12 protein-coding genes are annotated in these 12,770 nt (G+C 73.1%); 1 reads left to right on the top strand and 11 read right to left on the bottom strand.

Translation table 11 applies throughout. The features are described from left to right. Positions 1 to 25: 25 nt before the first annotated feature. The 6 genes from rlmN to rpsB form a co-directional block, all read right to left on the bottom strand. Positions 26 to 1,162 (bottom strand): 23S rRNA (adenine(2503)-C(2))-methyltransferase RlmN, encoded by a 1,137-nt coding sequence (rlmN, locus tag RLT57_RS24085; protein ID WP_311299353.1) that lies wholly within the window; start codon positions 1,160 to 1,162, stop codon positions 26 to 28. Positions 1,163 to 1,327: 165 nt separating this feature from the next. Next, positions 1,328 to 2,323: a phosphatidate cytidylyltransferase gene (locus RLT57_RS24080; protein ID WP_399129281.1), complete on the bottom strand. Its 996-nt coding sequence runs from the start codon at positions 2,321 to 2,323 to the stop codon at positions 1,328 to 1,330. A 136-nt stretch (positions 2,324 to 2,459) separates the two neighbouring features. After that, on the bottom strand, positions 2,460 to 3,017 hold the full coding sequence (gene frr / locus RLT57_RS24075; RefSeq protein ID WP_311300842.1) for a ribosome recycling factor: 558 nt from the start codon (positions 3,015 to 3,017) through the stop codon (positions 2,460 to 2,462). A 148-nt stretch (positions 3,018 to 3,165) separates the two neighbouring features. Continuing rightward, a complete protein-coding gene (pyrH, locus tag RLT57_RS24070; protein WP_311299351.1) occupies positions 3,166 to 3,963 on the bottom strand; it encodes a UMP kinase in 798 nt (265 codons plus the stop codon). A 182-nt stretch (positions 3,964 to 4,145) separates the two neighbouring features. Further along, the gene (gene tsf / locus RLT57_RS24065) at positions 4,146 to 4,982 is read right to left on the bottom strand and encodes a translation elongation factor Ts (protein WP_311299350.1); all 837 of its coding nucleotides are present in this window, start codon (positions 4,980 to 4,982) and stop codon (positions 4,146 to 4,148) included. Positions 4,983 to 5,141: 159 nt separating this feature from the next. Further along, positions 5,142 to 6,068, bottom strand: a complete 927-nt coding sequence (gene rpsB, locus RLT57_RS24060; RefSeq protein WP_311299349.1) for a 30S ribosomal protein S2 — start codon at positions 6,066 to 6,068, stop codon at positions 5,142 to 5,144. Between the two features lie 266 nt (positions 6,069 to 6,334). Between rpsB and RLT57_RS24055 the strand changes: the two genes are divergently transcribed. Continuing rightward, complete coding sequence (locus RLT57_RS24055) at positions 6,335 to 7,126, top strand: M23 family metallopeptidase (protein WP_311299348.1); 792 nt, start codon at positions 6,335 to 6,337, stop codon at positions 7,124 to 7,126. On the opposite strand, the gene RLT57_RS24050 is transcribed toward RLT57_RS24055, so the two are convergent. From RLT57_RS24050 to RLT57_RS24030, 5 genes are all read right to left on the bottom strand, one after another. Continuing rightward, positions 7,123 to 7,704 (bottom strand): TetR/AcrR family transcriptional regulator, encoded by a 582-nt coding sequence (locus RLT57_RS24050; RefSeq protein WP_311299347.1) that lies wholly within the window; start codon positions 7,702 to 7,704, stop codon positions 7,123 to 7,125. The two genes, RLT57_RS24055 and RLT57_RS24050, sit on opposite strands and share 4 nt — an antisense overlap. 27 nt (positions 7,705 to 7,731) lie before the next feature. Then, the gene (gene whiG / locus RLT57_RS24045; RefSeq protein ID WP_311299346.1) at positions 7,732 to 8,565 is read right to left on the bottom strand and encodes an RNA polymerase sigma factor WhiG; all 834 of its coding nucleotides are present in this window, start codon (positions 8,563 to 8,565) and stop codon (positions 7,732 to 7,734) included. A gap of 320 nt (positions 8,566 to 8,885) precedes the next feature. Continuing rightward, positions 8,886 to 10,133, bottom strand: coding sequence for a DNA-processing protein DprA (gene dprA / locus RLT57_RS24040; protein WP_399129277.1), 1,248 nt, complete (start codon positions 10,131 to 10,133; stop codon positions 8,886 to 8,888). Positions 10,134 to 10,537: 404 nt separating this feature from the next. Then, the gene (locus RLT57_RS24035) at positions 10,538 to 12,208 is read right to left on the bottom strand and encodes a YifB family Mg chelatase-like AAA ATPase (RefSeq protein WP_311299345.1); all 1,671 of its coding nucleotides are present in this window, start codon (positions 12,206 to 12,208) and stop codon (positions 10,538 to 10,540) included. Then, complete coding sequence (locus RLT57_RS24030; RefSeq protein WP_311299344.1) at positions 12,208 to 12,570, bottom strand: YraN family protein; 363 nt, start codon at positions 12,568 to 12,570, stop codon at positions 12,208 to 12,210. The genes RLT57_RS24035 and RLT57_RS24030 overlap by 1 nt, the downstream gene beginning before the upstream one ends. Positions 12,571 to 12,770 lie beyond the last annotated feature (200 nt).

Genomic DNA, 12,770 nt, shown 5'->3' with positions numbered 1-12,770 from the left:
TGTACGAGTGCACGGTAGCAGCAGGTCAGCGTTCGGCCGCCGCCAGTTGTCCACAGGCGCCGTCGATCTCCTGTCCGCGGGTGTCCCGTACGGTCACGGGCACGCCGTGGGCCTCCAGCGCGGCGACGAACGCGCGCTCGTCCTCGGGCCGCGAGGCCGTCCACCGGGAGCCCGGGGTCGGGTTGAGCGGGATCAGGTTGACGTGCACCCGGTGGTTCTTCAGCAGCCGGCCCAGCCGGTCGGCCCGCCACGCCTGGTCGTTGACGTCGCGGATCAGGGCGTACTCGACGGAGATCCGGCGGCCGGACACCTCCGCGTAGTGCCAGGCGGCGTCCAGCACCTCGCGGACCTTCCAGCGGGTATTGACCGGGACGAGGGTGTCGCGCAGCTCGTCGTCGGGGGCGTGCAGGGACACCGCGAGGCGGCACTTGAAGCCCTCGTCGGCGAACCGGTGCATGGCCGGAACCAGGCCGACCGTGGACACGGTGATGCCGCGCTGCGACAGGCCGAGGCCGTCCGGCTCGGGGTCGGTGAGGCGGCGGATGGCGCCGACCACCCGGTTGTAGTTGGCCAGCGGCTCCCCCATGCCCATGAAGACGATGTTCGACAGCCGCGACGGGCCCGCCCCGGAGCCGTCGGCCGCGCAGGCGCCCCCGGGCAGTTCGCCGTCGCGCAGCGAACGCATTCCGGCGACGATCTGGTGGACGATCTCGGCGGTGGACAGGTTGCGGTCCAGACCGGCCTGACCGGTGGCGCAGAACGGGCAGTTCATCCCGCACCCGGCCTGTGAGGAGACGCACATCGTCACCCGGTCCGGGTACCGCATCAGCACCGACTCGACCAGCGTCCCGTCGAACAGCCGCCACAGCGTCTTGCGGGTGTCGCCGTCGTCGCAGGAAGCGTGCCGCACCACCGTCATCAGCTCCGGCAGCAGGTCCCCCGCGAGCTTCCCGCGGGCCGCGGCCGGTATGTCCGTCCACGCCGCGGGGTCGTCGGCGTACCGGGCGAAGTAGTGCTGGGACAGCTGCTTGGCCCGGAACGGCTTCTCCCCGAGCGCGGCCACCGCCTCCTTCCGCTCCGCGGGCGAGAGGTCGGCAAGGTGCCGCGGCGGCTTCTTGGCTCCGCGCGGCACGGCAAAGGTGAGTTCTCCGGGCACAGGCATGATGCCTTCCAGTGTCGCAGACCCGGGGGTGTGCCGTTTGCCCCTGCGGCCCTCACCGCTGCCTCCCCTGCCGGGCGCCGGGGCCGGGGCCGGCCCCGGCGCCGGGGCCGTGCAGGGATGGTCCGGGCGCGGGCGCCCGGGGAGCGCGGGGCGGGCGGCCCCGGGTCAGCCCTGGCCGACGAAGACCACCATCAGCAGCCACACCACCGGGGCGGTCGGCAGGAGGGAGTCGAGGCGGTCCATGATGCCGCCGTGGCCCGGGAGGAGGGAGCCCATGTCCTTGATGCCGAGGTCGCGTTTGATCATGGACTCGCCGAGGTCGCCCAGGGTCGCGCTGGTGGCCGCGGCGAGCCCGAGGAGGAGGCCCTGCCACCAGCGGCCGTCGTCGATGACGTACTGCATGAGCAGCGCGCCGGCGGCCATCGCGAAGGACATCGCCCCGACCAGGCCCTCGCGGGTCTTGCCGGGGCTGATCCGGGGCGCGAGGCGGTGGCTGCCGAAGCGCCAGCCGACCGCGTAGGCGCCGGTGTCGGAGATCACGGTGAGGATGAGGAAGACCAGCACCCGCCGGGGGCCGTCGTCGGCGGCCAGCATCATCACCACGAAGGTGGCCAGGAAGGGGACGTAGAAGGCGGTGAAGACGCCGGCCGTGACGTCCCGGAGGTAGTCCTCGGGCGGGCGGGCCATCCGCCAGACCAGGACGGCCAGCGCGGTGAGCGCGATCGCCGTCCACGCCCCCTCGGCGCCCCGGACGTAGCCGGCGACCACCGTGGAAGCGCCCCCCACCGCGAGCGGCACCAGCGGCGCGTGGATCCCCTTGCGTTCGGCCAGCCGGGAGGTCAGCTCCCACACACCGCCCACGACCGCGGCGACCACCACCCCGACGAAGACCGCCTTGACGACGAACAGCGCGGCGAGCACCACCACGCCGAGCCCGACGCCCACCCCTATCGCCGACCGCAGATCCCGCCCCGCCGACTTCTTCGCTGGAGCGGGGGCGGGTGCGGGAGGCGGCTGCGGCCGGTCGGAGGAGGGTGGCGGGGGAGACGGCATGGAAGGAGTCTTCCTCCTGGCCCCCGTCCCCGTCGCGGAACCCGCCGCGTGCGGAGCTCCCACCGCATGGCCGGTGCGCGGCGAAGCGCCCCAGGAAGAGTCGTTCACGGAGCTTCGCCTCGCGTCGTCGTTGTCATGGGTGGGTCAGGGGGATGGGTTGCGCGTGCGGGTGCGTACGGGGGGGTACGCGATGACGGGGCCGGCGTGAACGGACGGCCGACTCGGGACGGTGACGGACGGCCGGTCAGACCTCCAGCAGCTCCGCTTCCTTGTGCTTGAGCAGCTCGTCGACCTGCGCCACGTACTTGGCGGTGGTGTCGTCGAGCTCCTTCTCGGCGCGCCGCACCTCGTCCTCGCCGGACTCCCCGTCCTTGACCAGCTTGTCCAGCGTCTCCTTGGCCTTGCGGCGGACACTGCGGATGGAGATCTTCGCGTCCTCGCCCTTGGCCCTGGCGACCTTGATGTACTCCCGGCGGCGCTCCTCGGTGAGCTGCGGGAAGACCACCCGGATGATACGGCCGTCGTTGCCCGGGTTGACGCCGAGGTCGGAGTTGCGGATCGCCTCTTCGATGTTGCGCAGGCTGCTGCTGTCGAAGGGGGTGATCACCGCCATCCGCGGCTCGGGCACCGAGAAGGAGGCGAGCTGGTTGATCGGGGTGACGGTGCCGTAGTACTCGGCCACGATCTTGTTGAACATCGCCGGGTGCGCACGGCCCGTCCGGATCGCCGCCAGATCGTCCTTGGCGACAATGACGGCTTTCTCCATCTTCTCCTCGGCTTCGAGGAGGGTCTCTTCAATCACCATGTGCTCCTGGTATTCAGAAGGCGGAGCCATCGAGTCGGGGCCCCTGCGCGCGTCTTTCCTGCACGGTGTCCGACCGGCAGCGAGTTGTCCATCCCCGTTCCGGGCAAGCCGGGGACAGGTCCGGTGTCCGGCGTCCGGGCCGCCATCACGCCCGGGTGCCCTGGTCGTTGACCAGCGTGCCGATCTTCTCACCCCTGACGGCTCGGGCGATGTTGCCCTCGGCGAGCAGCTCGAAGACGAGGATCGGCAGTTTGTTGTCCTGGCAGAGGGTGATCGCGGTGAGGTCGGCGACCCGCAGGTCGCGGGCGATGACCTCGCTGTACTCCAGGGCGTCGAACTTCACCGCGTCCGGGTTGAGCTTCGGGTCGGAGTCGTAGACCCCGTCGACGCCGTTCTTGCCCATCAGCATCGCCGCGGCCTCGATCTCCAGGGCCCGCTGGGCGGCGGTGGTGTCGGTGGAGAAGTACGGCATGCCCATCCCGGCGCCGAAGATCACCACCCGCCCCTTTTCGAGGTGCCGGACGGCGCGCAGCGGGATGTACGGCTCGGCGACCTGGCCCATGGTGATCGCGGTCTGCACCCGGGTCTCGATGCCCTCCTTCTCCAGGAAGTCCTGGAGGGCCAGGCAGTTCATCACCGTGCCGAGCATCCCCATGTAGTCCGAGCGGGCCCGGTCCATGCCGCGCTGCTGGAGCTCGGCGCCGCGGAAGAAGTTGCCGCCGCCGACGACGAGCGCGATCTCGTAGCCGTCCCGGACGACCGCGGCGATCTCCCGCGCGATGGCGTGCACGGTGTCGGGGTCGACGCCGAGGCCCCCTCCTCCGGCGAACGCCTCTCCGGACAGCTTCAGCAGGTAGCGGCGGCGGTGCGCGGCACCCTTGCGGGTGCCCGTGTCGGTGGTGCGGGTCTGGTCGGCTCGGGGCTGGTCGGTGCCGTCGTCCATGGGGGTCTTCTCCTCGTGCACGTACAAAGGAGGCCATTGCCGCGGGTCCTCGTGGGTTCCCTGGACGGCAATGGCCTCCTCGACATCTGCGGCCGGCCGGCGGGCGGCCGACTACGACCCTAGCGGGGCCGTCGGACATTCGGCGGCCGGACGCCTCCGTGGAGTGTCCGCCGCCGCGGTGGTCAGACGCCGACGCGGAAGCGGGCGAAGCGCTGGAGCTTGACGCCGGCCTCGTCCAGGACCTTCTGGACGGTCTTCTTGGCGTCCTTGGCGAACGCCTGCTCCACGACGACGTTTTCCTTGAAGAAGCCGTTCAGCCGACCTTCGACGATCCGCGGCAGGGCGGCGTCGGGCTTGCCCTCCTCGCGGGCGGTGGCCTCGGCGACCCGGCGCTCGTTCTCCACCGTCTGGGCGTCGATCTCGTCGCGGCTCAGGAACGTCGGCGCGAACGCGGCGATGTGCTGGGCGATGTCCTTGGCGGTCTGGGCGTCCTCCTTGTCCAGCTCGACCAGCACGCCGACCTGCGGGGGCAGGTCCGGGCTGGTGCGGTGCAGGTAGGAGGCGACGTAGCCGCCGCTGAACTGGGCGAAGCGGTCGAGCACGATCTTCTCGCCGAGAGTCGCGTTGGCCTCGTCCACGAAGGCCTGGACGGTCTGGCCGTCCTTGATTTCGGAGCCGAGCAGCGCCTCGATACCGGCCGGCTTGCTGGCGGCGACGTGCTCGGCGATGGCGTTGGCGAGGGCGACGAACTTGTCGCCCTTCGCGACGAAGTCGGTCTCGCACTTGAGCTCGACCAGGACGCCCTCGGTGTTGTCGGGGGCGATCAGGGAGACGACGGCGCCGTTGGAGGCCGAGCGGCCCTCGCGCTTGGTGACGCCCTTCTGGCCCTTGACGCGGAGGATCTCGACGGCCTTGTCCAGGTCGCCTTCGGCCTCGGTGAGGGCGTTCTTGCAGTCCATCATGCCCGCGGCGGTGAGCTCGCGGAGCTTCTTGACGTCGGCGGCGGTGAAGTTCGCCATGGGTTGTGGTCTCTTCCCGAATGGTCGGTGGATTCACGGGTCAACGGCGGGGGCGTGGGCCCCCGCCGTCGTCACACGTGCTTCTCGTCGTTCTCGGCGGTCTCGCCGTACTGCCCGCGCGGCCTGAGCGGCTGCGCGGGCAGGGCGGTACCGGGAGGCTCAGGCCTGCTCGGCGTCGTCCTGGGCGGCAGGGGTCTCGGCGGCGGCCTCGACGGCAGGAGCCTCGGCGGCCGGGGTCTCGACGGGGGCGTCGGCAACCGGGGCGTCGGCCTCGGCGGTCCCAGCGGCGGCGGTCTCGCCGTCGTCCGCCTTCTTCTCGCCCTCAAGGAGGTCCCGCTCCCATTCGGCGAGCGGCTCGGCGACGCCTTCGACCTTCTTGTCGTTCAGCGCGGCGCCGGAGCGGGCGATGAGGCCCTCGGCGACGGCGTCGGCGATCACCCGGGTGAGCAGCGTGACGGAGCGGATCGCGTCGTCGTTGCCGGGGATCTTGTAGTCGACCTCGTCAGGGTCGCAGTTGGTGTCCAGGATCGCGACGACCGGGATACGGAGCTTGCGCGCCTCACCGACCGCGATGTGCTCCTTCTTGGTGTCCACGATCCAGACGGCGCTGGGAACCTTCTGCATCTCGCGGATGCCGCCGAGGGTCTTCTCCAGCTTGTCCTTCTCGCGGGAGAGGACCAGCAGCTCCTTCTTGGTGAGGCCGGAGGCGGCCACGTCCTCGAAGTCGATCTCCTCAAGCTCCTTGAGGCGCTGCAGGCGCTTGTAGACGGTCGAGAAGTTGGTGAGCATGCCGCCCAGCCAGCGCTGGTTGACGTAGGGCATGCCGACGCGGGACGCCTGCTCCGCGATGGCCTCCTGCGCCTGCTTCTTGGTACCGACGAACATGATGGAACCGCCGTGCGCGACGGTCTCCTTGACGAACTCGTAAGCGCGGTCGATGTACGACAGCGACTGGAGCAGGTCGATGATGTAGATGCCGTTGCGCTCGGTGAAGATGAAGCGCTTCATCTTCGGGTTCCAGCGGCGGGTCTGGTGCCCGAAGTGGACGCCGCTCTCCAGCAGCTCCCGCATCGTGACGACGGCCATGGCCGTACTCCTTGAGGTGCTCGGTTATCGCGGCCACCGGACGGCGGCCACGCCTGACGCCCCGACGCGCCGTGCCACGAGGGACCGAGGGGCGCGGCCACCGCCCCTGAACGGGGGTAGGTGGCGGGGCGTGCGAAGTCGATCCGGTGACCCGAATCGCCATGGGAAGTGTACGGGACGGGCGGAGTACCAGGCGACACCCGAGTTATCCACAGGTCACGGACCAAGATCATCGCGGCTGCGGGCGGATCGGCCATCGTGAGCGCATGACCTTCACGGCAACGTGGCCGGCCGTCCTCGCGGTGACCGCGGCCCTCCTGACCACGGCCCCGGGCGCCCCCGCCCGCCGCCCGGCCGGCGCCCTGCCCTCGGCCGGCGCCCCGCGCCCTGCCGCCGTCCCGCACGGGCCGCGCGCCTCCGCCGCCCCGGCCGCGGGGTGCGCGGCCGACCGCTGCTGGCCGGTGGCGGGACCGGGCCCACGGGGCCGCCCGCTCGTCCTGCGCGCCTTCGCCCCGCCCGCGGCCCCGTGGGCGGCCGGCCACCGCGGTGTCGACCTGCGGGCCGGCCGCGGCATCCCGGTGCGCGCCGCCGCTCCCGGCCGCGTCGCCTTCACCGGACCGGTCGGCGGCATCCCCGTCGTCGTCCTCCGGCATCCGGGCGGCCTGCGCACCACCTACGAACCCGTCCGGGGCGCTCTTCCCGTCGGCGCCCCTGTCGCGGCCGGCCGCCCGGTGGGCGTGCTCACCGGCGCCCTGCCGCACTGCCCGGCCGGCTGCCTGCACTGGGGGCTGCTGGCCGGTGACACCTACCTGGACCCGCTGTCGCTCCTCCCGGCCGCCCTGCGCCGAGCGGGCCCCTCCCGGCTGCTGCCGCTGCGCGGGGAAGCGCCGGGCCAGGGCCTGTCGCGTGCATCTGCGCGGGTCGAGGAGCGGGGTCCGGTTGCGTGCCCGTGCGAGGCCGAGGTGGGAGGCGACGCGGTGTGTCGTCGACCGACGAGGCCACGGCAGGCGAGCGCACCGGACCCGCGACGCCGCGAAGATCCGAACGACGGGCCCTAGCGGGACACACCGTGGAGCGCGACGCCGACCGCGGCGTCGATGATGCGCTCGGGGTCCTCGGCGGCGCCGAGTTCGATGCGGCGGACCGCGGCGTCGACGGTGCCCTGAAGCAGCATGGCGATCAGGCGGGGTTCGGGGTGGCCGAGGTCAGCGAGAGCGGTGACTACCATGGCGATCAGGCCGCCGTGCGCGGCTCGGATCTTCTCCCGGGCGCCGGCGTCCAGCTCCCCGGCCGAGATGGCGACGACCGCGCGGTGCCTGCGGTCGCCGACCAGGTTGAGCTGGGCGCGGACGTATGCCTCGATCCGGGCCTCGGGGGTGTCCTCGGCGGCCATGGCGGCCTCGACCTCGGCGGTCCAGACCGGGAAGTCGACGGCGCACAGTTCCTCGACGACCGCCGCGCGGGAGCGGAAGTACTCGTAGACCGAGGAACGTGCCAGCCCGGTGCGCTCGGCCAGGGCGGGGAAGGTCAGGGCTTCGGTGCCGCCCTCGGACAGCAGCGCCCGTGCGGCGTCCAGCAGGGCACGGCGCTGCATCGTCCGGTGCTCGGCCACCGAGGCCGCTCGAATCCTGGGCATTACCCCACTGTAGACACCCGGTCGTGGTCACCGGCCCACGTCGGCCAGCTTTGCCCTGAGTTGAAGAACCGACTTGGTGTGGATCTGGCTGACCCGGCTCTCGGTGACGCCCAGTACCTGTCCGATCTCGGCGAGCGTGAGCCCCTCGTAGTAGTAGAGGGTGACGACGGTCTTCTCGCGCTCGGGCAGGGTGTTCACCGCGCGGGCGAGCAGCCGGCGTAGTTCGCGGTCCTCGGCGACCTCGACGGGGTCGTCGGCGCCGGTGTCCTCGAGGGTGTCCACCAGGCTGAGCCGGCCGCCGCCGTCGCCGACGTGCAGCAGTTCCTCCAGCGCGACCACGTTGGCGAGCGAGAGCGCGCTGAAGACACCGTGCAGTTCCTCCAGCCCGACGCCCATCTCGGCGGCGACCTCGGGTTCGCTGGGTGTGCGGCGCAGCTTCGCTTCGAGCGTGGCGTAGGCGCGTTCGACCGCGCGGGCCTTCTGCCGGACGGAGCGGGGGATCCAGTCCAGCGCGCGCAGTTCGTCGATCATGGCGCCGCGGATGCGGGTGATCGCGTAGGTCTCGAACTTGATGGCGCGCTCGGGGTCGAACTTCTCGATGGCGTCGATGAGTCCGAAGACTCCGGAGGACACGAAGTCGGCCTGTTCGACGTTGGCCGGCAGCCCGACGCTGACCCGTCCCGCCACGTACTTCACCAGCGGCGAGTAGTGCAGGATCAGTTGTTCCCGCAGCCTTGCGTCCCCCGTGGACTTGTAGGTCCGCCACAACGCGTCGAGCGAGGTGGGGGCGGCGGGCCGGGTGGCCGTGGGGGCGGCGGTCGCTGCCGTCGCCCGCTGCGACCCGGGGGTGTGCTGGGGCATGCGTCGTTGTGAGCCGTTCTGCCGGGGCGTTGTCACGGGGGTTGTCGGAAAATCGAGCCTCCGCGAGCGTAGCGTGACCACAGTGTCGCTCATTGCTACGGCATCCGTGGTGAACATGCGCAGATACGTTCCGCTGCGGTCGCGGTGGTGCCGGCCCGGGTGGCGGACCCGGCGCGGGGTCAAGGCCGCCCACCCGCGCGCCATCATCCGGCGCCGCCGGGCCCCGGGTGGTCGGTCCCGCGGTCGTCCCAGGTCACAGCGTTCCGCTGTCACCTGATGGTGTGTCGACGGTGTCAGCCGCGCCGGGGCGGCGGGCCGGCTCAGTCGGTACGGACCAGCGTCCAGCGGCCGGCCGCGCAGGTGGCGAAGCCGAGGGCCTGCAATTCGTAGAGGCGGCCGAGCGTGTCCCTCGTGGCGGCACCGGCGGCCCGCGCGACATCCTCGGGGTCCGCGTCACCGCGGCCCGGGAGCGCTTCCAGGACGCGGGCGGTCGCCGGGGGCAGCCGGTCGCGGGGCAGGATCGGCCCGTGCCGGACCGGGGCGAGGTCGGCGCCGATCTCCCCGACGAGCTCGGCGACTTCGGCGGCGTCGGTGACCACGGCCGCCTCACCGCGCAGGAGTTCGTGCACCCCCTCGGACAGTCCGCTGGTGCAGGGACCGGGGATGCCCATGGTGACCCGGCCGAGCGCGGCGGCCCGCCGAGCGGTGATCAGGGAACCGCTGCGGTAGCGGGCCTCGACCACCACCGTGCCGCGGGTGAGGGCGGCGATGACCCGGTTGCGCAGCACGAACCTGCTCCGGGTCGGATGGTCACCCGGCGGCAACTCGCCGACCAGCAGGCCGTGTTCGGCGATGTCGGCGATGAGCCGGGCGTTGCGCGGCGGATAGGGCCGGTCGATGCCGCCGGCCGTCACGCCGATGGTGGCCCCGCCCGCGGAGAGGGCGCCGCGGTGCACGGCGGCGTCGATGCCGTAGGCGGCGCCGGAAACCACCGTCCAGCCCGCGGCGGCCAGTCCGGCCCCGAGCCGGACGGCCATGTGGGCGCCGTAGTCGGTGCAGGCGCGGGCGCCGACCACGGCCACGGACCGCAGCGCCCACAGCCGCAGCGAGGGCCGGCCGCGCACCCACAGGCCGTACGGCTGTTGGAGGCCGAGGTCGTCGAGCTGCCGGGGCCAGTCGCCGTCGCCCGGACACAGGAAGCGGGCTCCGGCCGCCCACCCGGCGGCGAGATCGGCGAGCGGGTCGGCGGCGGCGGCCCTGACGGCGTAGCCCTCGGTCCTGACCGCTCCCGCGCGGGGCAACGTCTTCCCCGCGCGTACCGCCAGCAGTGCCTCCTCCGCTCCGCGGTCCCGCAGCGCCCGGCCCATCACCTCGTCCCCGGGTTCGGCGATCCTGGTCAGCGCCACCCGGGCCACCCGCTCCTGCCACGGCACGGCGTAGCCGAGCGCTTCCCCCTCTCCGGGCTGTCCACGCTCTCCGAACCCGTCGGCCTCTCCCGGCTCTCCGGACCTCCCGGGCCGCCGGACCCGGTAGAGCCGCCGCAGCTCGGCCTCGACAGCGCCGCCCACCCGCGACCCGGACTCCCGGGGCGCCCCTGCCAGCCCCACCGCTCCCGACCACCCCGGAGCGCTCGACGCCTGCCCTCCCACGGCCCCCGCCATGCCTGGCGTCTCCGGCGCCCCCGGCTCCCTGAACACCCCCGCAACCTCCAGCGGCCTCGGCACCCCCGGCCGCCCCGGCGCTACCGGAGCTCCCTGCACTCCCGGCGCACCCGACGTCTCCGACGTCTCCGGCGCCCCCGGCCCGCCTGGAACCCCTGGAACCCCTGGAACCCCTGGAACCCCTGGAACCCCTGAGGGTCCCGGCACTCCCGGCCGCGTGGGCCCTACCGGAGCGTGCGCGGCTCCGGCCGCACCTGATACCTCGGGCGCCCCCGCCGGCAGCCCGTGCTGCCGCTCCTGCCGCGGTTCCATCACGTGCTCGCCAGTACCGCGCCGCGGTTGACGCCGGTACGCAGTTGGAGGGCCTGGAGGACGTCGGTGGGGTCGGGGCGGGGATGGGCAGCGAGGTCGGCGAGGGTCCAGGCGACGCGGAGCACCCGGTCCAGGCCGCGGGCGGTGAGGGTGCCGCGCTCCATCTCCCGTTCCGCGGTGAGCAGGGCGCCGGGGGCCACGTGCCAGCGGGTACGCAGTTCGTGGCCGGGCACCTCGCTGTTGGCCCGCCAGGGGGTCTCGGCGTACCGGGCGGCGGCGCGGCCCCTGGCTTCCAGGACCCTGGCGGCGACGACCGCCGACGACTCGGCCCTGCCGCCGCCGACGAGGTCGCTGCGGCTGACCGCCTCGACCTCGACCCGCAGGTCCAGCCGGTCCAACAGCGGCCCGGAGAGCCGGGACTGGTAGCGGCGCACCGCGCCGGGCGAGCAGTCACAGCCGCCCAGCGTCGAGTACCGCCCGCAGGGACAGGGGTTGGCGGCGAGCACCAGCATGAACCGGGCGGGCAGCCGCATCACGCCGGCCGCGCGGGCGACGACGACGTGCCCGGCCTCCAGCGGTTGCCGCAGGGCGTCGAGCGCCTGCCCGCTGAATTCCGGCGCTTCGTCCAGAAAGAGAACCCCGCGGTGGGCCAGGGACACCGCTCCCGGCCGTGGCAGGCCGCTTCCGCCGCCGACCAGGGACGGCATGGTGGCGGAGTGGTGCGGGGCGCAGTAGGGCGGCGAGTCGACCAGCGGGCGGCCCGGGGGCAGGATGCCGGCCACCGAGTGGACGGCGGTGACCTCCAGGGACTCCTGCCGGCTGAGCGGCGGGAGGATGCCGGGCAGCCGTTCGGCGAGCATGGTCTTCCCGGCTCCCGGCGGCCCCTTGAGGTAGAGGTGGTGGCCTCCGGCGGCGGCGACCTCCAGGGCGAGTCTGGCCACCCGCTGTCCGGCCACATCGGCCAGGTCGGGGACGCCGGGGACGGCGAGCCCGGAACCCGCGGGCCCCGAGCCCGTCGCCGCGCCGACCCTGGCCGTGCCGCCGAAAGCGATGGCGAGCCCGGTCCCCACTCCCCCGCCGGGCACGGTCAGTCCGGCCAGCATCGGGTCGGGCCGCCCGGCGGAGTCGGCCCCTTCCTCGTCCTCCTCCGGGACCGGCTCGTCGTTGAGCACCGCCACCAGTTGCCGCAGGCTGCGGACGCCGAGCACCGCCATACCGGGGACCAGGGCGGCCTCCGCCGCCGTCCGCTCGGGCACCACGACATGCCGGTAGCCCGCGTCGGCGGCGGCGAGCACCGCGGGCAGCACCCCGCGCACCGGGCGGACCCGGCCGTCGAGGCCCAGCTCTCCGATCATCATCAGATCGGCGATGGATTTCGGCGCGATCCGGTCGTTGGCGGCGAGTACGGCGCACGCGACGGCGAGATCGAACCCCGAGCCGCCCTTGGGGACCGAAGCCGGGCTGAGTCCGACGGTGAGTTTCTTCTGCGGCCAGGTCTCGCCGCTGTTGACGATGGCGGCGCGGACCCGGTCACGGCTCTCGGTGAGACTCTTGTCAGGCAGGCCGACGAGGGCGAAGGCGGCCACCCCGGGTTCGAGGTCGGCCTGGACCTCGACCACGACCCCTTCGACGCCGAGCAGCGCGACCGAGCACGTACGGGCGAATCCCATCACGCCACCCCCCGCACGTGTTCCACCCGGGCCGCGCCGCGGGTGGGCAGGACGACGCCGACCAGGTCGATCCGGACGCCTCCCGGTGGGGCGCCGCCGTGTTCCGCGGTCCAGCGTTCGGCGAGCGAGCGCAGCCGTGCGGTCTTCCGCTGGGTGAGCGCGGCCATGGGGTGCTGGAAGGCGCCCTCCCGGCGGGTCTTCACCTCGCACACCACCAGAGCGTCGCCCTCGGACGCCAGAATGTCGATCTCGCCCCGCCGTCCGCACCGCCAGTTGCGGTCCAGCACGGTCAGTCCCGCGTCCTCCAGGATCCGGGTCGCCACGTCCTCGCCGTAGCGCCCGAGCGCACCTCGTGCGTTCATGCGTACCACCTCCGTCACCGACTGTGACAGAGATGGCCCCGCCGAAGATGATCGTGAAGCCGACCCTGTGGATAACTTCGGAGCCCGCCGCCGGATCCCGCCCGCGCCACGGCCCCGCTTGGCCCGGCGGCGGTCCGGCGCGACCGCCCGACGCAGCTGCCCCGCCTCACCCGCCCGGCCCGAAACCGCGGCCCGGCAGG

Source organism: Streptomyces sp. ITFR-21, from assembly GCF_031844685.1.
Lineage (GTDB): Bacteria > Actinomycetota > Actinomycetes > Streptomycetales > Streptomycetaceae > Actinacidiphila.
The sequence above is the reverse complement of the archived record's forward strand: the minus strand, read 5'-3'. Positions and strand labels throughout refer to the sequence as shown.

Coding starts and splice junctions, on each gene's coding strand:
- pyrH (WP_311299351.1), bottom strand. CDS start 3,963: ATGGACGACGGCACCGACCAGCCCCGAGCCGACCAGACCCGCACCACC.
- whiG (WP_311299346.1), bottom strand. CDS start 8,565: ATGCCCCAGCACACCCCCGGGTCGCAGCGGGCGACGGCAGCGACCGCC.
- rpsB (WP_311299349.1), bottom strand. CDS start 6,068: ATGGCCGTCGTCACGATGCGGGAGCTGCTGGAGAGCGGCGTCCACTTC.
- RLT57_RS24035 (WP_311299345.1), bottom strand. CDS start 12,208: ATGGGATTCGCCCGTACGTGCTCGGTCGCGCTGCTCGGCGTCGAAGGG.
- RLT57_RS24055 (WP_311299348.1), top strand. CDS start 6,335: ATGACCTTCACGGCAACGTGGCCGGCCGTCCTCGCGGTGACCGCGGCC.
- tsf (WP_311299350.1), bottom strand. CDS start 4,982: ATGGCGAACTTCACCGCCGCCGACGTCAAGAAGCTCCGCGAGCTCACC.
- RLT57_RS24030 (WP_311299344.1), bottom strand. CDS start 12,570: ATGAACGCACGAGGTGCGCTCGGGCGCTACGGCGAGGACGTGGCGACC.
- rlmN (WP_311299353.1), bottom strand. CDS start 1,162: ATGCCTGTGCCCGGAGAACTCACCTTTGCCGTGCCGCGCGGAGCCAAG.
- RLT57_RS24050 (WP_311299347.1), bottom strand. CDS start 7,704: ATGCCCAGGATTCGAGCGGCCTCGGTGGCCGAGCACCGGACGATGCAG.